This window comes from Sinomonas albida (genome assembly GCF_004919045.1).
In the GTDB taxonomy this organism is placed as follows: domain Bacteria; phylum Actinomycetota; class Actinomycetes; order Actinomycetales; family Micrococcaceae; genus Sinomonas; species Sinomonas albida.
This window is the reverse complement of the sequence record NZ_SWDW01000011.1, coordinates 25,132-47,132: the sequence shown is the minus strand read 5'-3', so window position 1 is coordinate 47,132 and position 22,001 is coordinate 25,132. Positions and strand designations below refer to the sequence as shown.

The following is a 22,001-nucleotide window of genomic DNA, read 5'->3' as shown; positions in this document are numbered from 1 at the left end:
GTCCGCAGACTATTCGGAGCCGGTCTCGCGGTGGTTTGACTCGCGCCGGGACCAGTCCTCGGGAATCGCGGCCTCGAGCGCGTCATCGACCGTGATGAGGCCGATGATGCGCCGGTCCTCGGAGACGACGGGCAGCGCAAGGAGGTTGAAGTCGGCCATCCGCGTGGTGACATCGACGACGTCGTCCGTGGGGGAGGCGACCACGACGTCGGTGTCGGCGACGTCCGCAAGCCGCTGCTCCGCGGGCGCCTGCACGGCCTGCACGAGGCTCACAACGCCGTCGAGCGTGCCATCCGGATTCAGCGTGTAGAGCATGACGAGCGCCTGCGGCTGCAGCGCGCTCGCCGCCCGGACCGCCGCGAGCCCGTCCGCGACCGTGGCCGTGGCCGGGAGTGCGATGAAGTCCGTGCCCATGAGCCCGCCCGCGGTGAGGTCGTGGTAGCCCAGGAGCCGTTGCACCGTGTCCCTCTGAGCTTCGGGGAGCCGGCTGAGGACGGACGAGCGGCGCTCCTGCGCGAGGTCCATGATCGCGTCCGCAGCGTCGTCGGCCTGCATGCGCCCCAGCACTTCGGCCACCTCGGCGTCGGACCGGTCGCGGAAGAGCTCGGACTGGCTGTCCTCGTCCAGCTCCTCGAAGACGTCCGCCTCGAGCTCGGGGTCGGCGTGGACTTGGGCGAGGAGCTCGTCCTGCTCGTTGTCGTTTGCCTCCTCGATGATGTCCGCGATCTGGGCGGGCTTGAGCTCAGGAAGACGGCCCGTGGCCTGGCGTACGCGAGCAGACTCGGCGTGGCCGATGAGGGGCTCGAAGTCCAGCCAGTCGCGGGTCTGGTGGGCAGAGTGGCGCGTGCCCAGGCCCAGCCAGCGGCGGCGGTGCACGTCGATTCCCGTGACGGCCCAGCCGTCGAGAACCTGGGTGAGCTGGACGTCGTAGGCCTTCACGAACGTGATGCGGGCAAGATCGATGAGGCGATGGCCGAGGACGTCGTTGGAGAGGAGCACCTCGCCCTCGCGCCGGTGGAACTCGCCGAGGTTGACGCTCGTGTTGCCGAGCTCGACCCGCTCAGGCGTGAGCGCCGCGAGGTCCGCCGCCGAGACGAAGACGTGGGCACCACCCACGGCGACGACGAGGCCGGTCACGAGCGGGTAGTCGTCCGGGCGCAGCCGGATGATGACGTCCGCGAGCGTGCCCATGCGGAGGCCTTCGGAATCAGTCACCGGGTGGCGCAGGATCGTGGACAGGGACAGGGTCTGGGTTGCAACGTTCATCGGGTGCCTTTCGGGAGCACGTCAGTCCGCTCGAGGTGACTGTACGTCACGCACGAGGGGAATCGGGAGGAGAAGATCAGGCGGCGCCGAGGGCGAGCTGGACCACACGGACGATCACGAGGATCATCGCGACGATGAGGTAGACCCACAGGACGCCCAGCCCGACCCGGCGCGTGAGCGAGAGCTGTGGGCGCTCGAGGAGCGCGATCGGCGGCATGCGCCACGTGAGCCGCTCGGAACGGTCGACGGCGGGCGCTTGCGTGACCTGGCCCAGGGCCCGGGCGCGGATCCGGAACGCCGCGAAGACGAGCGCCGCGAGGATGACCAGGACGGCACCGCCGCCGAGGATCGTCAAGATCGTGCCGCCGTCGATGCCCGGGAACAGGGTCGCGGTGGTGAGGACGACCGAAAGGATCACCAGGACCGCGATGACGAGGGACGTGAAGGCGTTCATGGCCCTGCCGTTCACCCACGGACCCATGACCTGCTTGTCGTTGCACAGCAGGAGGAGGAACAGCGTCGCGGACGGAAGCAGGACGCCCGCGAGGACCTGGACCCCGACGGTGAGGAGGCCGAGCGGGCTTCCGGGGATGAGAACGATGATCGCCGAGACGAGGATGATTCCCGCGAATGCGGCGTAGAAGCCCTTCGCCTCGCTCACCTTGCGGTGCAAAGAGTGCTTGAGGCCCAGGACGTCTCCGAGCGCGTAGGAGGTCGAGAGGCCGACCGCCGCGGCGCCGATGATCGACGCGTCGATGAGCGCGAGCGCGAACAGGATGCCCGCGATGTGGCCCACGTACTTCTCAAGGCCCTGCGCGACGCCTCCGGCGTCCGTGAACTGCCCGAACTCAGGCTTGCCGGCGAACGTGAAGGCCGTGAACGAGATGATCGCGCCGGCGCCGAGGACCACGATGACGATCCCGATCCACAGATCGGCCTTCTCGTACTTCATGTAGCGGGGCGTGATGCGCTTGTCGATCACGTAGGACTGCTGGAAGAACAGCTGCCATGGGGCGATCGTGGTGCCGACGATCGCGATGATGAGCAGCGTGACGTCGGAGATGCTCGAGCCGGAGGGAATGCCGGGGACCACGAAGTCGTGCGCGATCTGGCCGTAGTCGGGGCTGGACATGAAGAAGATCGGGACGAGCAGGAGCGAGCCGAAGACGAGCACCATGCAGACGCGCTCGAAGCGCTGGAACGAGCCGGTGCTCGTCGCGCCGATGACTACGAGCGCGGAGACGATCACACCCGGGATCTGGGGCACGCCGAGGTACGAGAGGCCGATGCTGATCCCGATGAATTCGGTGACGATCGTGAGTGCGTTGAGGATGAACAGGTCGATGACGCTGAACGCACCCCAGAACTTGCCGAAGCGCTCGAGGATGAGACGGGCGTGGCCCACGCCCGTCACGGCGCCGAGCCGCAGGACCATTTCCTGGTTGACGAAGAGCACGGGGACCAGGAGCACGAGAGTCCAGAGGAGGCTCGTGCCGTAGTTCTGCCCGGCCTGGGTGTACGTGCCGAAGGCACCGGCGTCGTTGTCGCCGACCATGACGATGAGGCCCGGGCCGATGATGGCCAGAAGCGTCTTGAGCCGCGCCTTCCAGCTCTGCGGGCTCGAGTTCTCGTCGAGCAGGATGGTGCCGAACGCGCCCTTGATGTCGCCGACGTGTGCGGTATCGAGGACGGCAGAGGCCCCCGTGGTCGGGCCGTTCGTGGTTGGGCCCTCATGAGCGGCCGCGTGCGGCGCCTGGATCTTGGAGGTTGAGGGGCGGTGGGCACGGGACAGTGAGGTCTTGATCATGGGGACCTGCTTCCTCCCGACGGTGGCCGGGGTTTGTGAAGCGGGCACGCCGAACTCGCCCGGGTCTGGGCCGGGATCGACGCGCTGGGAAAGAGGAGGAGAGCCCTGAGCGGGAGGTTCAGGGGTTACGCAAGGAAGTACTACTATCGCCGCTTGACACGGGCCGTCACCTCCTGTGCTCGTCTTTCACGCACCTGAAGGAGGCCCCGGCAAGAAATGCCGGGGTGCCCTTCCTCGTAAGACCTTTGGCACTTCGCGTCGTGACCCTCCGAGGGGAGGGAGCCAATCGGGGTTGCCCCTTAGACCGGGGCAGCCTGTCCTGACCGGTGGCGTCTCTCGACGTTTAGGGTCGCTGGCTTGTATCCGCGAAGGAGCCTCAGCTAACGAACGGCACCTTGCGCTGTACATGATACAGGCTCTGTCGCGGCGCACAACTCAGGACAGGACAAGACCCCACAACGAAAGGGACGAGACCCCACAACGTTGCGGGGTCTCGTCCCGCGGGTTGCGGGGTCCCGTCCTCGCGTCAGTTGCCGCCCGAGCCGCCCGACGGTGCGACGGCCGGTGCCGTCGGAGCAGTCGCGCCCTGGCTGGCCCGGGTCCGCCCGCCGTAGCCGCCAGTGCCATTCTGGCCCGTGCCCGCGCCGTTCTGGCCGCTGCCTGTGCCGGTCCCGTTGCCGGGCGCGAATTGCGAGAAGTTGCGGCCGGTCGTTCCCGTGCCGTTTCCTGCGTCGACGGCCTTCTGGATGGCCGCCCCGCCCAGCGCGCCAGCCAGCACGAGGCACAGGCACACGAGCACCTTCGTGAACCGCGACATGCGGTACCGCTTCGCTGGGACGAAGGGTTCGTCGTCGTCAACCGGCTGGTCGAGCGGCTCGCCCGCCCAGGCCGGCTCGGCAGGATGGCCGACGACGGCGGCCGGCACCCCGCCGTCGTACGCCGCCTGCTGCTGTGGCGCGCCCCAGGCGGGAGCGCCCCAGCCGGGGGACGGGGACTCGAAGGACTGGGTGGGGCTCTCGACGGGCGTGAATTCGGCGGTGTGCTCGAATTCGCCTGCGCGCCCCAATTCTTCGGTGCGCTCGTTCTCGGAGGTGCGCTCGGACATGTGCGGCTCTCTCATGGTGGGGCCTATTCGTAACGGAGGGCGTCGATGGGGCGGAGCTTGGCGGCCTTGTTCGCCGGGTAGATGCCGAACACGAGCCCGATCCCGGCCGAGACGACGACGCTCAGCCAGACGGTCCACCACTGGACCTCGGGTCGGATTCCGGCAATCGTGAAGCTCGAGGCGCCGAATCCGATGAGGATTCCGACGATGCCGCCGAGGATCGAGATGATGAGCGACTCTACGAGGAACTGCATCACGATGTTCCCCCGCGTCGCGCCGATCGCCTTCCGGATGCCGATCTCACGCGTTCGCTCCGTGACGGTCACGAGCATGATGTTCATGACGCCGATGCCGCCTACCAGGAGGCTGATGCCGGCCACCGCGCTCAGGAGGATCGTGAGCGTCTGGGTCGTCGTCGTCGCGGTCGAAAGGACCTGCGCCTGATTGCGGACCTGGTAGTCGCGGTTCGCGCTCGTGACGTTGTGGCGCGCGTCGAGGATCTGCTGGATCTCGTTCTGGGCCTGGGTCATGACGTCCGCGCTCTTGGCCTGCACGGCGATCGAGGAGAGGCTCGCCGAGTAGCCCGTGAACTTGTCCTGGGCGGTCGCGTACGGGACCATCGCCACATCGTCCGGGTCGTTGAGGCCGCTCGTGCCCTTCGACGCGAGCACGCCCGCCACCGTGAAGTTCTGTCCGTTGAGGGAGACGGTCTGCCCGACGAGCGTCGAGACGTCCGTCGCGAGGTCAACGGCGACGCTGTTCCCGATCACCACGACCGCCTGCCCGGAGTCCGCGTCGTCGAGGAGTCGGCCCGCCGCGACGGTGAAGTTCGAGATCCCGAAGTACGAGGGCGAGGTGCCGAGCGTCGACGCGATCGAGTGCGTCGAGGTGCCGAGCGTCGCGGTGACCGACTGGGCCTGGACTACGGGGGCGGTCGTGGCGATGTCCGGCGCGAGCACCGGATCGTTGAGCGCCTGCTGGTCCGCGATCGTGAGGTTCGTGGACTGCGTGCGTGCCCCGGTCGCGCTCCCTCCGGTCGAGCGGCCGCCGGTCGCGACGGCGCGGTTCACCGTGAGGACGTTCGTGCCGAGCTTGCCGATCTGGTCCTTGATCATGTTCGACGTCCCCGCGCCGACGGCGAGCAGCGTGATGACGGCGCTGATGCCGATCACGATGCCCAAGGTCGTGAGGACCGAGCGCATCTTGTTCGCCGCAATGCCGGAGAGCGCGAAGCGGACCGCTTCCGTGATCATTGGGCACCTCCCGCGAAGTGTTGCGCGGACGTCTGCGCCCCGGATGCGGCCGTGTCTGCGATCACTCGCCCGTCCTGCATGCGCACTACGCGCTGGGCCCGCGCGGCGACCTCGGGCTCGTGCGTGATCATGACGATCGTGCGGCCGCGAGCGTGCAGGGCCCCGAACAGGTCCAGGATCTCCTCGGACGAGTGCGTGTCGAGCGCGCCCGTCGGCTCGTCCGCGAGGAGGAGCACGGGCTCGGTCACGAGGGCGCGGGCGATCGCCACACGCTGCTGCTGGCCGCCCGAGAGCTGGGAGGGAAGGTGCCCTGCGCGCGTCGAAAGGCCGACGGCGTCGAGCGCCTTCAGCGCGAGGTCGTGCCGCTCGCGCCGGGGCACCTTGCGGTACGCAAGCGGCATGGCGACGTTCTCGACGGCCCGCGTCCGCGGGATGAGGTTGAAGCTCTGGAACACGAAGCCGATCTTGCGGTTGCGGATCTGCGCGAGCTGGAACTCGTCGAGCTCGCCCGTCTCGATGCCGTCCATGAAGTATCGGCCGGAAGTGGGGGCGTCGAGGCAGCCAATGATGTTCATCATCGTGGACTTGCCGGAGCCGGATGCGCCGACGATCGCGACGAACTCGCCACGCTTGATGGTGAGGCTCACGCCGTCGAGCGCGCGGACCTCTGCCTCGCCCTGCCCGTAGACCTTTCGGATGCGGTCCAGCGCAATGACGGGACGCGGAGCGCGGTGGGCGGCTGGCGCCGCCCGGACCTCACTTGCCGGTGCCGGTGTTGTTGCTGCCACCAGTGCCCCCTCGCGTGGTGCCGTTGCCGGAACCCCCGGTTCCGCCGCCGGCGCCACCCGCACCGCCGAAGCCGCCTCCGCCGAACAGCCCGCCGCGCGTGCTCTGGGAACTCGTGTCCGTGCTCGTCGTGACGCTCGGAAGGACCACCTGATCGCCCTCCGTGAGCCCGGTGAGGACCTCGGTGCGGCCGTTCGCCGTGATGCCGGTGGTGATGGCGACTGTTTGCTCGGTCCCGTTGCGCTCGACGCTCACGGTCTGGCGGTTACCGGTCGTGGTGACGGCGAGTGTCGGGACCACGAGCGCGTTGGCGGCCGTCGAGGTGGTCACGGAGATGTTCGCGCTCTCGCCGAGCCGGACGGCGGCGGGCGGGTTCGCGATCGAGACCGTCACCGCGTAGGTGACCACCCCGCTCGTCGTGGTCGACGTCGCGGCGATCGAGGTCACGGCGCCGGTGACGGCGGCCGCGTTGGCGTCCGTCTTGATCGCGGGGAACGTGAACGTCGCGGCCTGGCCGACCTTCATCGCGGCCACGTCCGACTCGGAGAAGCCCGCGACGACCTCGAGGTGGCCGGTGTCCGTGAGCGTCACGAGGCCCGAGCCGGACGAGGACGTGCTCGAGGCCGAGCTCGATCCGGAGGCCGCCGACCCGGACCCGCCGGAGCCGGAGGCGCTGGACGAACCGGAGCTCGAGCCGCTGCCGGCGTTCGCCCCGACGACCGCACCGACCGCAGTGACGGTTCCGTCGGCTGGCGCCTTCACGGTGCAGTCCGCGAGGTTCTTCTGGGCCGTCTGGAGGGCGATCTGCGAGGACGTCGTGTTGCCTGGCGCCGCGTTGGCCTGGGAGTTCACGGCCGAGTTCACCGAGACTTGGGCCGACGCGATCGACTGCTGGTCCTTGAGCGCCGTGCTCTGCTGCTGGTTCTGAGCCTGGGTGAGCGCCTGCTGGTCCTTGGTGAGCTGGGACTGCGCGGAGGTCAGCGCGTTCTGGTCAGGCACGTTGTTGGGGTTCGCCGTCGCCGTCGTCTGGGCCGTGGCGACGGTGGCCTGGTCCGTGTCGACCTGCTTCTGCGCGTTGGCCACGGCAGCCGCCTGCTGCTGCGCGTCGAGCGCCTGCGTTTGCTGGGCGTTCGTGAGCTGCTGCTGGGCCTGCGACACCGAGTTCGCCGACTGGGCGGCCTGCTGCCCGGCCTGCGCCACGGCGGAGTCGAGCGCGGCCTGGGCGGAGTCGACGGCGTTCTGCTGGTTGGTCGGATCGAGGTCCACGAGCTCCTGGCCGGCCTTGACGGCCTGGCCCACACTGACCTTGACTGCCGTGACGGGACCCGAGCAGTTGCCTGGCCCGACGGCGGTCGTCGAGGTCGAGGACACGTTCCCCGTCGCCGTTGCCGTCGCCGCGAGAGTCGCGCGGCTTACCGCTACGGTGCGCGAGCTCACCGCGCTCACCGGCTTCGCGGTGGCGGTGATGGTCGCGTAGGTGCCGCCCGCGAGCAGGAGGGCGGCGACTCCGAGGGCGGAGTTGATGACGACGGTTCTTCGGTTCACGGCAGAAATGTAAGGACGAATCCTATGCGTGGGCTGTGCGGGGGCGGGGTCTCGGCCATGCATGACTTCGCGTGACCTCTCTCACGCCCGGCCGCAACATCGGGTGCCGTCGGTGCGATTCACCGGCACCGGGCGTCGCGGCGCCTCCTGAGGGCCACCAGCAGCACAACAGCGGCCGCCGTTGCCATGGCGACGCGGCTCACGGCGGGGCCGGCATCAGTCCCGACCGTTGCCGTCACGGCTTCGAGCGCGAGCGGAACGATGAGGAACTCGATACGCCGGCCGAGCACAGCGAGGGGGATGAGCATGAGCGCGTACCACGCGTAGCTGGGGCACACGATGACGAGGGTCCAGCCGACCGCCATGGCCTGTGCGGTGGCGGGCGCGACGGCGTGGCGGCGCGTCCATACCCAGATCCACACGCCGAGCACCGCCGCCAGGCCGACGACGAGCGCCGCGAGCGGAGGCAGCACGATCCCGGGGAGGGCGAAGCGCGTCGTGTCGCCGGACGCGTACCCCTCCTCGGAAAGATAGCCGGGCAGATAGCCGATGACGGCCGGCCCGGACAGTACGACGTAGGGAACGTAGGCGCCGACGACGGCGAGCGTGGCCCCCGCGACGAAACGCCACGGCCTGTTGCGGAGCATTCCCGGGAGGGCGATGGCGGGGATGAGCTTGGTCGCGATGGCGAGACCGAAGAGTACCCCGGACGAGCCAGCCTTCCGCGCTGAGAGGAGGCTGGCCCCGAGCAGGAGCGCGGCCGAGAGCACGTCGACGTGCGCATTGTTGACGGCCTCGAGGAACACGAGCGGGTTCCACGCCCAGAGCGCCGCCCACGAGACGGGACGTCCCTCGCGCCGCATCAGCCGTACGAGCACGAGGGCCACAGCGGCGGCGAGGGCCAACCCCGCCGCTTGGAACGCAAGCCACGCTGCGTTCGAGGGCAGCAGGAGCCGGACCAGCAGGAAATAACCCTCGGCGACCGGCGGATAGGCCGTGGGCACCTGGGGGCGGTTGATCGCTGTGCACAGCGGCGACCCGCTCGGGATGGAGGCGGTCGCGACGTCGCCCGTCGGAAAGTGGGGCGAAGGGCCGTCGCACCCGCCCGCGAAGAGCCAGGCGGGCCGCAGAGGCGCGAGTGTGTCGGAGGCGGGGACGTCCCGATACGGCGAGATTCCGGCCTTCTGCACGATCCCGTCCCAGGCGTAGCGCGCGGAGTCGTTGCTCGTCGACGGCGGCGCGGCGAGGGCGGCGGCCCCAGCCACGAGCAGGCCGAGGACGACGGCGATCGTCACCCAGCGCTCCGAGGCTCCGCGCCGCTCGGCGAGGCGGAGCGCGTACCATGCACCTGCCGCGGCGACCCAGCAAGCGGCCGTCCCGACGAGGATGTGCGCCCGCCCGCCTTCGCGCTCGACGACGGTCCACGCCACGGCCGCGGCCAGGGCCGCAAGCGCCGTTGCTAGACCGGCAGCTGCGGTGGCAGCGCGGAGCGCGTGGGCGGCCCGTCGCGGGGCGCGGTCGACTGCGGGAGAAGCCACGGTTCCACAGTGCCGCACCGCAGGCCCGCGCGGACCCGATCTGCCCGGCCCGTTCGCGTTCCGTAAGGTCTGGGCGGCTGGCCTGGACTCCGACGGTGCTGTCCTAGAACCATGGACCGGGAAAGCACTCGAGCCGGCGGTCGGATCGCCGCAGCCGTGTCCGCGAAGCTGCTCGACGCGGCGCATTCCCCTGCGCGGGGGACAAGGCTTTCGGTCGTGATCGGCCGGTGGCTCGCGCTGACGTTCGCGGTGTGCCTCGTGACGGGCTTCTATTCGCACCTCCTTCAAGACCCGTCGACGTGGCCCGGAGTCACGTTCTCCCGTCCGGCGTGGCTCTACGCCGTCACGCAATCGGTGCACATCGTCGCGGGCACGGTCAGCATTCCGCTCCTGCTGGGAAAGCTGTGGGCGGTGTATCCCGAACTCCTGCGATGGCCGCCGGTCACGTCCGTCCTGCATGGGCTCGAGCGGGTGAGCATCGCGGTCCTCGTGTCCGCATCGCTCGTCGAGGTCACGATCGGGGTCATCAACACGTTCCAGTGGTACCCGTGGCCGTTCCCGTTCCGTGAGACGCACTTCGCTCTTGCGTGGGTGATCCTGGGCTCGCTCCTGATCCACGTCGCGGTCAAGTACCCCAAGATCGCGGCCCATTGGCGCGGGAGCCGCGCCGCCAGCGCGCCCGACGCCGGCCGCGCTCGCCGGCGGGTCCTGGCCCTCGTCGGGGCGGCCGCCGCGGCCGCGTTCGTGGGCACGGCGAGTGAGAATGTCCCGGCCGTGCGTGCCCTCGCGGTATTCACTCCGCGGCGGCCGGGCCGCGGATCGCAGGGGCTCGCGGTGAACCGGACGGCGGAAGCTGCGGGGGTTGCCGTGCCCGCGGACGCTGCGGACTGGCGGCTTCGCGTCGTCGTCGGCGAGAGGGTCTCGGAATTCAGCCTCGCCGAGCTCGCCGCCCGCCCGCAGGCAGAGCGTTCGCTTCCCATCGCCTGTGTCGAGGGGTGGGTCCAGGACGCCGCGTGGGGCGGCGTGCCCCTCGCGGGGCTCCTCGAGGCCGCGGGAGCGAGCGCCGGGGACGTCGTCGTCGAAAGCCTCGAGCGGGCGGGGAACTATCGCATGACCATCCTGCCGGAACGCTTCGCCTGGGATCCGCTCACGCTTGTGGCCCTCCGCCTCGGCGGCGAGCCGCTGAGCCTCGACCACGGCTTCCCGGCTCGGCTCATCGCGCCGGGCCGCCCCGGCGTCCTCCAGACCAAATGGCTCGCCGAACTCCGCGTGATCACAGGAGGCAAGGCATGAGAACCACGATCGTGGCCGCTGGCACCGTCCTGATCGGGGTCGGAGCCGTCCTCCTCGCCACGATGCTGACCGTCCCCCAGCTCGTGGGGCTCGGCGTGTGGCTCGCATGCGCCGTCGTCCTTCACGACGGCGTGTGGGTGCCGCTCGTTACGGCGGCCTCGCGGGGTGGCGGCTGGGCCCGGCGGGCGCTGCGCCGCACGGCCCGCTGACGCCCGCACGGCCCGCTGACGCCGCGCCGGTCGGCACAGCCTCACGCCCTGTGGCCTCAGCGGCGCCGGAGCTGGCAGAACACGCGGCCCTCGAGGGAGCGGGTCGCGAGGGTATCCCAGCCGCACGCGTCGGCGAGGGCCGGAAGCACCTGCCATCCGACCGCGGCCCACGGGAACGCGCCGCTCTCTCGACCCCGGGCATCGAGCACGCGAGCCGTGAAGCGGTGGTTGACCCACGGCTTGGCCGCGGTCTCGACCCACGCGAGCGCGTCCGGCGCGGTGAGTTCCCAGATCCGCGCGAGGAGGCTCACGGGGTCGCCCCCGATCCCGATGTTGCCGTCGACCACGAGCGCGCCTCCCCATCCCGGGCCGCGGCGGCCCGTCGCATCGAGGGCGGCCGCGGCGTCGAAGACAGAGCCATGGATGGCCTCGCCGCCGCTCTCGCGGGCGAGCCGTACGGCTTCGGGGTCGACGTCGATCCCCACGGCGTCGAGCCCCAGGGAGCGTGCGGCGGCCACGAGCCGCCCGGGCCCGCAACCCACGTCCAAGACGGGCCCGCGCAACGCGGCGACCAGGGCGCGCTCGCCTGCCGTGACGCGGAACCACGCTCCGACGTCGAGCCGAGCGTAGACCTCAGTCCGCCCGGGCCCCTCGGCCACGAGGTGGAGGGTTCCGCGGCCGCGGCGCAGGGCTCGCGCGTAAGGGAAGCCACCGCCGCGACCGAACGACTCGGGCGCCGGGCCGGGCTGGGGCGCGTTGCCAGCCTGGGGTGCCAGGCCGGGCTGGGGCGCGGTGCCAGCTCGGGGAGCAGCAAGCGTCACGGCGCCGCCTCCGCGCTGCCGAGCGCGCCGTGGGCCACCGCACCGAGAACGCGTGCGACGGCCGCCGCGAAGTCCGTCCCGGGGAGGGTCGCGGCGACGTCACGGGCGTCCGCGGCCGTGTCGACGTCGCGGAGCGGCGGGAGCTCGCCGACGGTGAGGCGCGCGCGGCGGAGCCGGTCGAGTTGCCGCCGGCCGGTGTCTGGCCGGGACATGGGTACGCCGCGGATGAGCCGACCGTCGGGGCGAGCGAGGGCGAGTGCCCAGAACCCGCCGTCGACCGCGGGCCCGAACCAGGCGTCGGCCCCGTCAGCGCGGCGCCAATCGTCGAAGAGCGGGGCGAGGTCGTCCCGCGTGAGCTGGGGGGTGTCCATGCCGAGCACGAGGAGCGGCCCGTCCACTGTGTCGAACAGCGCCGCGAGCCGGGCGTCGAGGTCGCCGGAGGGCTGGGCAAGAACTTCGAACCCTGCGGGGTCGGCGGCGCTCGGGTCCCCCTCGAAGAACAGGACGCGGCGGCGAGCCGGCAGAGAGCGTACGACGCCGAGGGTCGCCTCAAGGCTCGACGTCGCCACGAGTGCGGCTTCTTCGGGCGAGAACGGTGGGCACAGACGGGTCTTGACGCGTCCGGGCACGCATTCTTTCGCGACCACCGCGATGGTGAGCTCGGGCGCGGCAGGCCGCCGCGCGCCGTCGTCCGCTGGCCTTCCGAGCGGCGGGCGATGTTCGGCGAGAAGCGCCGCCATGTCGCGGACGGCCGTCAGGGTGCCGCGCACGGTTCCCGTGACCTTGGAGCGGCCCACGCGGGGCGCGTAGCGGACCGGGAGCTCGGTGATGCGCCAGCCCGCCTCCGCGGCCCTCAGCACCATTTCGAGGGGGTAGCCGCTGCGCCGGTCGCGCAGCCCGAGGCCCCGGAGTGCGTCCGTGCGGGCCATCCGCAGCGGGCCAAGATCGGTCAGGGGCACGCGGGATCCGACCCTGAGTGCGGCGGATCTCAGGACCGCGGACAAGGCAGCGTTCGCGAGCCGCGCGTGCAGCGGCCAGGCTCCGCGGTCCGGGCGGCGCGCGCCGAGCACGAGGTCGGCGTCGCCGTCCTCGAGCGCGCTCAGCAGGCGCGGGAGGTCGGCCGGATCAAGGGAGCCGTCGGCGTCGCACACGGCGGCGAAAGGGGCGGACGCCCGCTCAAGCCCGGCGTGGACCGCGGCGCCGAAGCCGCGGCGCGGTTCGACGACGACTGTCGCGCCGAGTTCTGCGGCGAGCTGCCCCGACCCGTCGGACGACCCGTTGTCGACCACGATCGCTCGCCATCCGCTGGGCACGCGGCCCAAGACCCACGGAAGCGCGTCCCGTTCGTCCAAGCACGGGAAGATGACATCGGCACGGATCGCGTTCACACCAACGACGCTAGGGCGGCAGTTCGCCCCGCGGGCCCGGATAACCTTACGGAACGCGGAACGATGCAGCCCAGACGGGCCAGACCGGCGCCGTGCCGCGCGGGAGGGCCTATCCTGCGAGGGTGAGCGCAGAGCGACCCCGCACGCCGGCGGCTGCCCCCTCGGGCAGCGCCTCAGGCAAGGCGCTGGGCAACGCCGCAAGCAATCCCTTGGGCAATCGGAGGGTCCTGGTCGTCGAGGACGAGCTGACTCTGAGCGATGTGGTGCGCGGGTACCTTCTCCAGGCCGGATTCCAGGTCGACGTTGCCCACGACGCCTTCACGGCAATGCACCTCGCCGCGACCCGCGAGCCGGACCTCATCCTCATGGACCGCCTGATCCCAGGCCTCGACGGCGCCGAGGTGTGCCGGCGGCTGCGGGCCACAACGGACGTCCCGCTCATCATGCTCACCGCTTTGGGAACCGAGGAGGACCGGATCACGGGCCTCGAGGCCGGGGCCGACGACTACATCACCAAGCCCTTCTCTCCGCGCGAACTCGTCCTTCGGGTCGAGTCCGTGCTCCGGAGGAGCCTCAGGGAGTTCGACCCTGAGCCTCCGGTCGAAGGCGGCGGGATCTGGCTTGATCCCGGGTCGCGCACGGCGAAGCTCGGCGCCGAACCTCTCACGCTGACGCTTCGCGAGTTCGACCTCCTCGCCTTCTTCCTGCGGCGTCCGGGCCAGGCGTTCAGCCGGGAGGAGCTCATCAAGGCCGTCTGGGGCTGGTCTTTCGGAGACCTCTCGACCGTGACCGTCCATGTCCGCCGGCTCCGCGAGAAGATCGAGGCGGACCCCAAGCACCCGCGGCTGCTCACGACAGTGTGGGGCGTCGGCTACAGATTCGACGGGAGCACCTGATGCAGGCACAGGCCCTCCTCGGCATCCTCGGCTGGCTGCTCGCGTGGGCGGCCGGGATCACCGCAGTGAGCATCGGCCTCCAGCGGCTCGCCAGGCGCGCGCCCTTCTGGATTCAGCTCGTCATCGTTGTGGCCGCGACCGTCGGCGTTTTCGTCGCGGGAGTCGTCAACGCCTTCGACGCCATGGCCATCGCCGAAAGCGATCTGCTCGCGCTGTGGGTCATCCTCGCGGCGGCGGGCGCGGTGGCGATCGCGATGTCCCTCTTCCTCGGATTCCGCCTCTCGCATTCGACCGCGCGGCTTATTGCCGACGCCGCGAGGATCGGCCGCGGCGAGGTCCTCGGCGTGCGCCCCTCGCCGCCTGCACGCGGGGTCGGGAGCGCCGAACTCACCGCTCTCGCGGACGAGCTCGCGCGAACCAGCCGCAAACTCGAGGAGTCGCGGGCCCGCGAGGCCGCGATCGAATCGGCGCGCCGCGAGCTCGTCGCGTGGATCTCCCACGATCTGCGAACCCCGCTCGCCGCCGTACGGGCCATGGCGGAGGCCCTCGAGGACGGCGTGGCCACCAGTGCGGACGACTACCACCGCCGCATGATCGCCGAAACCGACCACATGGCGGTGATGGTCAACGACCTCCTCGAGCTCTCGACGCTCGAAGCCGGGACCTTGACGCTGCGCGCGGAACCGCTCGAGCTCTACGACTTGGCGAGCGATGTCATGGCCGAGCTCGCGCCGCTCGCGGCCCAGCAGGGCGTCTCGCTGAGTGGCGGCGAATCTGGCGAATCGTCCGGGTGCCGAGTCTTGGTGGATGCCCGCACGGCGGGTCGGGCCCTGCGCAACGTGGTGCTCAACGCCATCATGTACAGCGTCGACGGCGGCATGGTCACGGTCGGCCTCGGCAAAGGAGGCAGCGAGGGACTCGTGTGGGTCCAGGACACGTGCGGGGGCATTCCCGACGAGGATCTGCCCCAGCTCTTCACTCCGGGCTGGCGGAAGTCGGCGTCGCGGGGTAGAGCAGCTGGGTCTGGGGGCGGGGAGCTCCTCTACGCGGGCGCGGGCGTGGGTCTCAGCGTCGTCGCGGGCATCGTTCGGGCCCATGGCGGGAGCGTCACGGTGGAGAACCGCGACGGTGGCTGCCGGTTCACCCTCGCCTTTCCGCTCGACGCCGGCGGCGATGAGGGGGCGGTCGACGCCGGCGGCCGGCTTTCAGAGGCTGGACGCGAGGTCGCGCATCCCCTCGTCGAAGGCGACGCGCGGACGCCAGCCGAGATCGGCGGCGATCGCGGCCGAGCTCGCGGTGATGTGGCGGACATCGCCGGCGCGGTATCGGCCCGTGATGACGGGAGCCGGGGCGCCGGGCCGGCGGGTGAGCGCTTGGGCCACGTCGAGGATGGTCTGCACCCCGGGGCCGCCGACGTTGAAGGCGCGGAAGGACCCGGAACCCGTGCTGCTCCGAGCGAGCGCCGCGACGTTTCCGGCCGCTAGCGCGGTCGCCGCTGCGACGTCGTCGACGTGCACGAAGCTCCGCCGCTGCCTGCCGTCCTCGAACACCTGCGGCGCCTCGCCCCGCCTCACGGCCGACGCGAACAGCGCAGCCACCCCCGCGTACGGGGTGTTCCGCGGCATGCCGGGGCCATACACGTTGTGGAACCTGAGGGCGACGGCGGTGCCACCGCTCGCGCGCGCCCACGCCGCGGCGAGATGTTCTTGCGCGAGCTTGCTCAGTGCGTAGACGCTGCGCGGATCCGTCGGAGCGTCCTCGGACGTGAGCGCTGGGAGGAGCACGGAGCCGTCGTCCGGGTCGCGAGGTTCGAAAAGGCCGGCGGCGAGATCGGCCTCCTTCCGCGGCGCGGGCCGGACGCTTCGCCCCGACTCGGGGTGGACGTACGAACCGTCACCGTAGACGACCATCGACGACGCGAGTACGAGTCCCCGTACCCCATGGCGGGCGAGCGCCGACAAGAGCTCGGCGGTCGCGAGGACGTTGGCACTCGTGTACGACGGCGCGTCCCCCATCCCCCGCTCGAGGCCAACCTTCGCTGCGAGATGGCAGACGACGTCGACACCGGGGAGGGCAGCGTCGAGCACCTCAGCGTTGGCGACGTCGCCGCGGACGTAGTCAGCGCCGTCGTACGCTGCATCGCCGGAGACCGGACCGCCCTCCGCGGGGGGCGCCGCGGCATCGAGCACGCGGACCTCCCAGCCTTCCGACAACGCCGTGCGGACAACCGCCGAGCCGATGAATCCGGCGCCCCCCGTGACAAGGACCCTCATCGGTCTGCTCCGGCCCAGTCGGCCGCCGGCCGGACTCCGGCGGCCGAGACGTTCGCGGCCATGAGGGTGCCGACGGCGTCGCGGGGAAGGAGCGTTCGGGGTTCGTAGTCGGCAGGCACACGCCGGGCGGCGGCCGTGAGGACGCGTTCGATGATCTCGCTCGCCGCGGAGAGGCGCTCCCACACCGTGTCCGCAGTCACTGCCTCGGCGGCGTCGACGCCGGCATCGGAGTCGGTGACGAACGCCAGAGCTGCGTAACCGATCCCGAGCTCGGCGGCGAGGACCGCCTCGGGGTACTGGGTCATTCCGACCACGTGGGCGCCCGCTTGGGCGAGCCACCGAGACTCGGCCCGGGTCGAGAAGCGGGGTCCGTTGACAACGGCCATGGTCGCCGCCGGGACAAACGGCACCCAGGCCTCGTCCAGTGCGTCCGCGAGGACGCCCCGCAGAGTCTGGCAGTATGGATCAGCGGCCGGAAGGTGCAGGACCCCGGTCACCGCGCCCTCGCCGTCGAAGAAGGTGTCACGCCGGCCCCACGTCCGGTCGATGAACTGATCCGGGATCACGAAGGTCCCTGGGGCGAGCTCGGGCACGAGGGCCCCGCACGCCGCGGAGGCGAACACAGCGGAGACGCCGAGACGCTTGAGCGCCCAGAGGTTGGCACGGTAGTTGACGGCCTGGGGCGCGACCGTGTGGCCCCTGCCGTGTCGCGGCAGGAAGGCGATCGTGGTGCCCTGAGCGTCCACGAGTGAGATCGGTGCCGACGTCGCGCCATAGGGCGTCGGGATCTCCAGTTCCACCGCGCGACCTTCGAGCCTGTACAGGCCAGACCCTCCCACGATCGCGACGGTGGCCGTCGGCCCTGAACCGTTCGTCTCTGGCTCGTTCGCAGCTTCCACGAACCCATCGTGCCCCAGCGCGTCAGGCCGCGTGCCGGGCACGCCTTACGATTCCGTGACGGCGCTGCGAGCCGTCCCGGCGCCCACCTACCCGCGCCCCCTAAGCCCCACCTACCCCTAGTCCTCGAGGAGGATGGGCGAGACCGAGGTTCATCCCGCTGGGCGTCGCGCGACGGGGTGGAGCGTCCTAGCGTGGAACCGTCAGCTACCTCAGGAGGCGACATGATCCAGGCAACCGACCTGGCGAAGGTCTACGGCGAGAAGACCGCCGTCGACGGTGTCACGTTCACCGTGGAGCCCGGCCGGGTCACCGGCTTCCTCGGGCCCAACGGCGCCGGCAAGTCCACCACGATGCGAATGATCATGGGCCTCGATGCGCCCACGCGCGGGACCGTCACGGTCAACGGCGCGCCGTACATCAAGCACAGGGCCCCGCTCCGCGAGATCGGCGCGCTCCTCGAAGCGCGCGCCGTCCACCCGGGGCGTACCGCCTTCAGCCACCTCTCGGCGCTCGCAGCGACCCACGCAATCCCTGCGAAGCGCGTCCACGAGGTCATCGAGATGACCGGCCTCGGGGCCGTCGCCAAGAAGAAGGTCAAGGGCTTCTCGCTCGGCATGGGCCAGCGGCTCGGCATTGCCGCAGCCCTGCTCGGCGACCCACAGGTAGTGGTCCTCGACGAGCCCGTCAATGGCCTCGACCCCGAGGGCGTCGTGTGGGTGCGCAATCTCGTGAAGTACCTCGCGAGCACCGGGCGCACGGTCTTCCTCTCGAGCCACCTCATGAGCGAGATGGCGCAGACGGCCGATCACCTCATCGTGATCGGGCGGGGCAAGATCCTCGCCGACGCCCCGATCCAGGACGTCATCGACAGTCAGGGCAAGGCCCGCGCCCGGGTGCGCACGGACCGTCCCGAGGACCTCTCGCGGCTGCTCGCGCGCTCCGGCGTCTCGATCCAGGCCTCGGAGCGCGAGGTGCTCGAGGTCAGTGGCCTCGATCCCCGCACCATTGCGCAGATCGCGCTCGACAACCGTGTCCTCGTGTATGAGCTCACGCCGCTCCAGGCCTCGCTCGAGGAGGCCTACATGCAGCTCACGAAGGACGAGGTGGAGTACCGCTCGGACGAAGGTGCCACTGCCGCCCACCCGAGTGGCGCGCACGCTGCCCAGCCCGCTCCCGCCGAGGCCCAGGAGGCATCCCGATGAGCACCGCAGTCCAGCCGCATCGTCACGTGTCCGCTCAGACGGAGCGCGTCCCGGGCCCCAACTTCTTCCGGGTGCTCAACTCCGAGCGCATCAAGATCCTGTCGCTCCTCTCCACCCGCATCCTCCTGCTGTGCGCGATCGCGCTCATGGTCGGCTTCGCGGCGCTCCAGGCGTGGGGCGCCGGCCAGCTCAGCCAGTCGCTCAGGAGCGGGGGCCCCGGGCCGCGTGAGTCGGTCAACATCGCGCAGCTGCTCCCGCACCTTCCCGTGGCCGGCGTGACGTTCTCCCAGCTCATCATCGGCTCGCTCGCGGTCCTGATGATCAGCGGCGAGTTCACCACGGGGATGTCGCGCGCCACGTTCGCCGCGGTGCCTACCCGCTGGCCGGTCCTCACCGCTAAGGCCGTGTACACGATCGTGATCGGCTTCGTGCTCACGTACGTGGGCGGCTACCTCGGCGGCCTCGTCGCGCAGCCGATCCTCGGGAACTACAACGGGCTGCACCTCGACATGGCGAGCTGGGACGTCCAGCGGTTCATGCTGCTCAACGCCGCCTACGTGGCTGCGGTGGCGCTCATGGGCCTCGCGCTCGGGGGCCTGCTGCGGAACTCGGCCGGATCGATTGTCACGCTCGTCGCGCTGCAGTTCGTCCTGCCGATCATCTTCCAGCTCATCCCCGGCGACTTCTTCAAGGAGGCGCGCAAGTACCTCCCCTCGAACGCCGCGGACGCGATGTTCCAGGCGGGCTCGAGTGCGCCGCTTGACACGACCTACCTCGAGCCCTGGCAGGGCGCACTCGTCCTCGCGGGCTACGTGGTGGTGCTCCTCGGGGCCGCGTACACGGCCCTGAAGCAGCGGGACGTGTAGCCCGAAGGACAATGGACAGCATGGTCCGCCTCACTCCGGCGGGGGGTACGCCCAGGACGGACGGCGTGCCCCCCGCCGGCGTGCCCGCGATCGCTCCCACGGAGCCCGTCGGCGCTGGGTACATCCCGCCCGCTCGGCGAGGACGGGTGCGCCAGTACCTGTACGAGCGGCCCCTCGTGATGGACGCCGTGGTCGTCGTGGCGAGCATCGTGCTGTCCCTCGGGGCCATCGTCGAGACCGCCGCGGGCGGGCACTGGTGGCAGCTGGCCGTCGTCGTGCTCGAGCAGGCGGCCCTGTTCCTCCGGCGCCAGGCCCCGTGGCCGATGCTCGCGGCGATCGTCGCGGCGGACACCGCAGTGCTGTTCGCGACGCCGGACGTCGGCAGCACGAGCGCGGCGGTGTGGTTCGCGCTCTACGCGGTCGCGGTGAATGTCCGGACGCTGTGGGCGCTCGTGACCGCGGTTGCCGCGAGCGTGCCGATCGCCGCGTACTTCGCGTTCGCGTACCGGCCCGGCGAGCAATTCCTGGCCGAGCACGGGCCCTTCATCGGACTCGTCGCGTCACTTTCGGTCGTGCTGTCCAACCTCGTGGCCGTGGGCGTGGGGATCGTCGTCCGCGGGAATCGTCTGCACCAGGCAGAGGTCAGGGAGTGGGCCATGCGCCGCGCCCAGTTCGCGTCGGTGCAGGAGCGCAACCGCATCGCGCGGGAGATGCACGACGTCGTCGCCCATTCGCTCACCGTCATGGTCACGCTGAGCGACGGCGCCGCGCGCGTCGTCGACCGAGATCCCGAATCCGCCAAAGCCGTGCTCGGCGAGCTGTCGGGCACGGGCCGTGCTGCGCTCGCGGACATGCGGCGCGTGCTCGGTGTGCTCCGCGCCGACTCGGGTTCGGCGGGCAGGACGCCCGCCCTGGGCGGGCTCCAGTCGCTCGTCGACGGGTTCCGGGCCGCGGGTCTCCCCGTGACCTTGACGCAGGACGGCGAGGCCCTCCCCAGCGACGCCGCCCTCCAACTCGCCGTCTACCGGATCGTGCAGGAATCGCTCACGAACGTCCTGAGGTACGCGCGCGGCGTGGGCCGCGTCGATGTGCGGGTGGCCCGGGAAGCTGGCGTGGTGCGAGTGCGCGTCGAGAACGACGGCGGGACGGCACCTGAGGGCCCCGACGCCTACCTTGGGACCGGCGGGGGGATTGCCGGCATGAGGGAGCGCGCGGCGATCTTCGGCGGATCGCTCCGCGCTGCGCCGCGGTCCGGGGGAGGATGGCGAGTGGACGCTGAACTTCACTGGACGGAGAGGGACTGATGGGGGAGAACGACGAGGCGCAGGTGCTCAGGCTCCTGCTCGTGGACGATCAGCCGCTCCTGCGGGTCGGCTTCAAGATGGTCCTCGAGGCGGAGGACGGGATCAAGGTGGTCGGAGAGGCGGGCGACGGCTCCGAGGCCGTGCGTCTCGCGCGGGAGCTCGAGCCGGACGTGGTGCTCATGGACGTCCGCATGCCCGTCATGGATGGGATCGAGGCGACGCGTCGCATCGCCGCGGCGTCTCCTTCCGCGCGCATCATCATCCTGACCACGTTCGACCTCGACGAGTACGCGTTCGCCGGGCTCCAGGCGGGGGCGTCGGCGTTCCTGCTCAAGGACGTGGCGCCCTCTGAGCTCGTCCACGCCGTGCGGCTCGTGGCGAGTGGTGACGCGGTCGTGAGCCCACGGGTGACCCAACGCCTGCTCGAGACGTACGTGCGTTCGGAGGGCGCCGCCGTCGGACGCCCCGAAGCCCAGCCCGACCCGCTGCTCGCCGACCTCACCCCGCGCGAACTCGAGGTGCTCCGCGCCATCTGCGAGGGGCTCAGCAACGCCGAGATCGCGCACCGGCTCTATCTCTCCGAGGCCACGGTCAAGAGCCACGTCCGGCGCATCCTGTCGAAGCTCCACCTGCGCGACCGCGTGCAGGCGGTCGTGTACGGGTACGAGACAGGCCTCGTGGTGCCGAGCAACCCGGACTACTGAGCGGAATAGCCCAGCGCACTGCCGTCCGCCGTCGTTCGAGCCTCGTCACCCCGGCCTCCCGCGGTGTCGCGAACCGGCCCCGACGCTGCCTTCGCCTAGGCTGGACGACCGTGATCTCTGCGCGCCGCCTCGGCTCCCTGTCCGCGTGTTCGCTGCTCCTCCTCGGCCTGGCCGTTGGAGTCGCCGGGTGCGGAGGGTCGGCCGGCCCGAGCAAGGAATCCTCGGGCAGTTTGGGCAGCTCGGACGCTTCGGGCCTCGTGGTCGCGGCCGGCCACGGATGGACGGACAAGGGAGTCGACGGCCCCATGCCCGCCCCGGGCTCGTGCCACACCCGCTACACCTCGAGCCATGAGCCCCTGCCTGACCCCGCGTGCACGCCCGGCGCGATCGACGGCGCCGTGACGCCTGCCACGCTCTCGCAGACGGTGTGCCGCAAGGGCGGCTACACCAGTAGCGTGCGGCCTCCCGTGGGGATCACGGACAAGGCCAAGGCCCAGATCATGGCGGCGTACGGGATTCCGGCGTCCGAGTCCTCGAAGTACGAGCTCGACCACCTCGTGCCGCTCGCCGACGGCGGCGCTTCGGATATCCGCAATCTGTGGCCGGAGCCCAACACCTTCGCGTCGGGCAAGCCCTCGGCGTCGTCGTTCGTCCACAACGACAAGGATCAGGTCGAGGAGGACGCGTTCTCGGCGCTCTGCGCGGGCACGGCGAGCCTCGCCTCCATCCAGAGGACGATGGCGACAGACTGGACCACGGGCCACTACACGGGCGGTTCGGGCAGCGACGGGAACTAGGCGCGCGTTGGCTCCGCGCTCCGCCCCGGGCGTGGCTAGCTATCGCGC

At 70.9% G+C, this 22,001-nt stretch carries 19 protein-coding genes, 1 pseudogene and 1 riboswitch; of the genes and pseudogenes, 9 read left to right on the top strand and 11 right to left on the bottom strand.

What is annotated here, in order from left to right; all coding sequences use genetic code 11:
- Window positions 1-9: 9 nt before the first annotated feature.
- The 7 genes from E6A26_RS12090 to E6A26_RS12060 form a co-directional block, all read right to left on the bottom strand.
- Window positions 10-1,266, bottom strand: a complete 1,257-nt coding sequence (locus tag E6A26_RS12090) for a magnesium transporter MgtE N-terminal domain-containing protein (protein WP_136611452.1) — start codon at window positions 1,264-1,266, stop codon at window positions 10-12.
- 76 nt (window positions 1,267-1,342) lie between these two features.
- Window positions 1,343-3,073 carry an Nramp family divalent metal transporter gene (locus E6A26_RS12085; protein ID WP_136611451.1) on the bottom strand — a complete coding sequence of 577 codons (1,731 nt, stop codon included), beginning with the start codon at window positions 3,071-3,073 and terminating at the stop codon, window positions 1,343-1,345.
- A gap of 223 nt (window positions 3,074-3,296) precedes the next feature.
- A riboswitch (M-box (ykoK) riboswitch) is annotated at window positions 3,297-3,468 on the bottom strand.
- Between the two features lie 131 nt (window positions 3,469-3,599).
- Window positions 3,600-4,178: a hypothetical protein gene (locus E6A26_RS12080; protein ID WP_136611450.1), complete on the bottom strand. Its 579-nt coding sequence runs from the start codon at window positions 4,176-4,178 to the stop codon at window positions 3,600-3,602.
- 23 nt (window positions 4,179-4,201) lie between these two features.
- Window positions 4,202-5,431 (bottom strand): ABC transporter permease, encoded by a 1,230-nt coding sequence (locus E6A26_RS12075; RefSeq protein ID WP_136611449.1) that lies wholly within the window; start codon window positions 5,429-5,431, stop codon window positions 4,202-4,204.
- Window positions 5,428-6,219 (bottom strand): ABC transporter ATP-binding protein, encoded by a 792-nt coding sequence (locus tag E6A26_RS12070; RefSeq protein ID WP_136611448.1) that lies wholly within the window; start codon window positions 6,217-6,219, stop codon window positions 5,428-5,430. Before E6A26_RS12070 ends, E6A26_RS12075 begins: the two co-directional genes overlap by 4 nt.
- Window positions 6,188-7,762, bottom strand: a complete 1,575-nt coding sequence (locus tag E6A26_RS12065; RefSeq protein WP_168928738.1) for an HlyD family efflux transporter periplasmic adaptor subunit — start codon at window positions 7,760-7,762, stop codon at window positions 6,188-6,190. The genes E6A26_RS12070 and E6A26_RS12065 overlap by 32 nt, the downstream gene beginning before the upstream one ends.
- 119 nt (window positions 7,763-7,881) lie before the next feature.
- Complete coding sequence (locus E6A26_RS12060; RefSeq protein WP_168928737.1) at window positions 7,882-9,300, bottom strand: glycosyltransferase family 87 protein; 1,419 nt, start codon at window positions 9,298-9,300, stop codon at window positions 7,882-7,884.
- A 111-nt stretch (window positions 9,301-9,411) separates the two neighbouring features.
- Here E6A26_RS12060 and E6A26_RS12055 point away from each other — a divergent pair, with 111 nt between their 5' ends.
- On the top strand, window positions 9,412-10,593 hold the full coding sequence (locus E6A26_RS12055) for a molybdopterin-dependent oxidoreductase (RefSeq protein ID WP_136611445.1): 1,182 nt from the start codon (window positions 9,412-9,414) through the stop codon (window positions 10,591-10,593).
- Window positions 10,590-10,802 (top strand): hypothetical protein, encoded by a 213-nt coding sequence (locus E6A26_RS12050; RefSeq protein WP_136611444.1) that lies wholly within the window; start codon window positions 10,590-10,592, stop codon window positions 10,800-10,802. The genes E6A26_RS12055 and E6A26_RS12050 overlap by 4 nt, the downstream gene beginning before the upstream one ends.
- Before the next feature lie 56 nt (window positions 10,803-10,858).
- Here E6A26_RS12050 and E6A26_RS12045 read toward each other — a convergent pair whose 3' ends face one another.
- Window positions 10,859-11,623 carry a class I SAM-dependent methyltransferase gene (locus tag E6A26_RS12045; protein WP_136611443.1) on the bottom strand — a complete coding sequence of 255 codons (765 nt, stop codon included), beginning with the start codon at window positions 11,621-11,623 and terminating at the stop codon, window positions 10,859-10,861.
- Entirely contained in the window at window positions 11,620-13,011 is a 1,392-nt protein-coding gene (locus E6A26_RS18100) for a DUF2064 domain-containing protein (RefSeq protein WP_168928736.1), read from the bottom strand. Before E6A26_RS18100 ends, E6A26_RS12045 begins: the two co-directional genes overlap by 4 nt.
- A gap of 185 nt (window positions 13,012-13,196) precedes the next feature.
- Between E6A26_RS18100 and E6A26_RS12035 the strand changes: the two genes are divergently transcribed.
- Window positions 13,197-13,907 carry a response regulator transcription factor gene (locus E6A26_RS12035; protein ID WP_136611541.1) on the top strand — a complete coding sequence of 237 codons (711 nt, stop codon included), beginning with the start codon at window positions 13,197-13,199 and terminating at the stop codon, window positions 13,905-13,907.
- A pseudogene (locus tag E6A26_RS17930) lies at window positions 13,907-15,058 on the top strand (sensor histidine kinase); the annotation flags it as partial. The gene E6A26_RS12035 and the pseudogene E6A26_RS17930, both read left to right, overlap by 1 nt.
- 54 nt (window positions 15,059-15,112) lie before the next feature.
- Here E6A26_RS17930 and E6A26_RS17925 read toward each other — a convergent pair.
- Window positions 15,113-16,180, bottom strand: a complete 1,068-nt coding sequence (locus E6A26_RS17925) for an NAD-dependent epimerase/dehydratase family protein (protein WP_136611441.1) — start codon at window positions 16,178-16,180, stop codon at window positions 15,113-15,115.
- Window positions 16,177-17,079 (bottom strand): S-methyl-5'-thioinosine phosphorylase, encoded by a 903-nt coding sequence (locus E6A26_RS12020; protein ID WP_136611440.1) that lies wholly within the window; start codon window positions 17,077-17,079, stop codon window positions 16,177-16,179. Before E6A26_RS12020 ends, E6A26_RS17925 begins: the two co-directional genes overlap by 4 nt.
- Window positions 17,080-17,301: 222 nt before the next feature.
- Between E6A26_RS12020 and E6A26_RS12015 the strand changes: the two genes are divergently transcribed.
- The 5 genes from E6A26_RS12015 (at window position 17,302) to E6A26_RS11995 (ending at window position 21,953) form a co-directional block, all read left to right on the top strand.
- Entirely contained in the window at window positions 17,302-18,282 is a 981-nt protein-coding gene (locus E6A26_RS12015) for an ABC transporter ATP-binding protein (RefSeq protein ID WP_136611439.1), read from the top strand.
- Window positions 18,279-19,148 carry an ABC transporter permease subunit gene (locus E6A26_RS12010; RefSeq protein ID WP_136611438.1) on the top strand — a complete coding sequence of 290 codons (870 nt, stop codon included), beginning with the start codon at window positions 18,279-18,281 and terminating at the stop codon, window positions 19,146-19,148. Before E6A26_RS12015 ends, E6A26_RS12010 begins: the two co-directional genes overlap by 4 nt.
- A 20-nt stretch (window positions 19,149-19,168) precedes the next feature.
- Window positions 19,169-20,452 carry a histidine kinase gene (locus E6A26_RS12005; RefSeq protein WP_234865408.1) on the top strand — a complete coding sequence of 428 codons (1,284 nt, stop codon included), beginning with the start codon at window positions 19,169-19,171 and terminating at the stop codon, window positions 20,450-20,452.
- Window positions 20,452-21,156, top strand: coding sequence for a response regulator (locus E6A26_RS12000; RefSeq protein ID WP_136611437.1), 705 nt, complete (start codon window positions 20,452-20,454; stop codon window positions 21,154-21,156). The genes E6A26_RS12005 and E6A26_RS12000 overlap by 1 nt, the downstream gene beginning before the upstream one ends.
- Window positions 21,157-21,266: 110 nt before the next feature.
- On the top strand, window positions 21,267-21,953 hold the full coding sequence (locus tag E6A26_RS11995) for an HNH endonuclease signature motif containing protein (RefSeq protein WP_136611436.1): 687 nt from the start codon (window positions 21,267-21,269) through the stop codon (window positions 21,951-21,953).
- The last annotated feature ends 48 nt before the right edge of the window (window positions 21,954-22,001 follow it).

Excerpts from the sequence above, each read along its gene's own strand:
- E6A26_RS12090 (WP_136611452.1), bottom strand. The coding sequence starts at position 1,266 with ATGAACGTTGCAACCCAGACCCTGTCCCTGTCCACGATCCTGCGCCAC.
- E6A26_RS12085 (WP_136611451.1), bottom strand. The coding sequence starts at position 3,073 with ATGATCAAGACCTCACTGTCCCGTGCCCACCGCCCCTCAACCTCCAAG.
- E6A26_RS17925 (WP_136611441.1), bottom strand. The coding sequence starts at position 16,180 with ATGAGGGTCCTTGTCACGGGGGGCGCCGGATTCATCGGCTCGGCGGTT.
- E6A26_RS12050 (WP_136611444.1), top strand. The coding sequence starts at position 10,590 with ATGAGAACCACGATCGTGGCCGCTGGCACCGTCCTGATCGGGGTCGGA.
- E6A26_RS12015 (WP_136611439.1), top strand. The coding sequence starts at position 17,302 with ATGATCCAGGCAACCGACCTGGCGAAGGTCTACGGCGAGAAGACCGCC.
- E6A26_RS12055 (WP_136611445.1), top strand. The coding sequence starts at position 9,412 with ATGGACCGGGAAAGCACTCGAGCCGGCGGTCGGATCGCCGCAGCCGTG.
- E6A26_RS12010 (WP_136611438.1), top strand. The coding sequence starts at position 18,279 with ATGAGCACCGCAGTCCAGCCGCATCGTCACGTGTCCGCTCAGACGGAG.
- E6A26_RS12080 (WP_136611450.1), bottom strand. The coding sequence starts at position 4,178 with ATGTCCGAGCGCACCTCCGAGAACGAGCGCACCGAAGAATTGGGGCGC.
- E6A26_RS12075 (WP_136611449.1), bottom strand. The coding sequence starts at position 5,431 with ATGATCACGGAAGCGGTCCGCTTCGCGCTCTCCGGCATTGCGGCGAAC.
- E6A26_RS12005 (WP_234865408.1), top strand. The coding sequence starts at position 19,169 with ATGGTCCGCCTCACTCCGGCGGGGGGTACGCCCAGGACGGACGGCGTG.
- E6A26_RS12000 (WP_136611437.1), top strand. The coding sequence starts at position 20,452 with ATGGGGGAGAACGACGAGGCGCAGGTGCTCAGGCTCCTGCTCGTGGAC.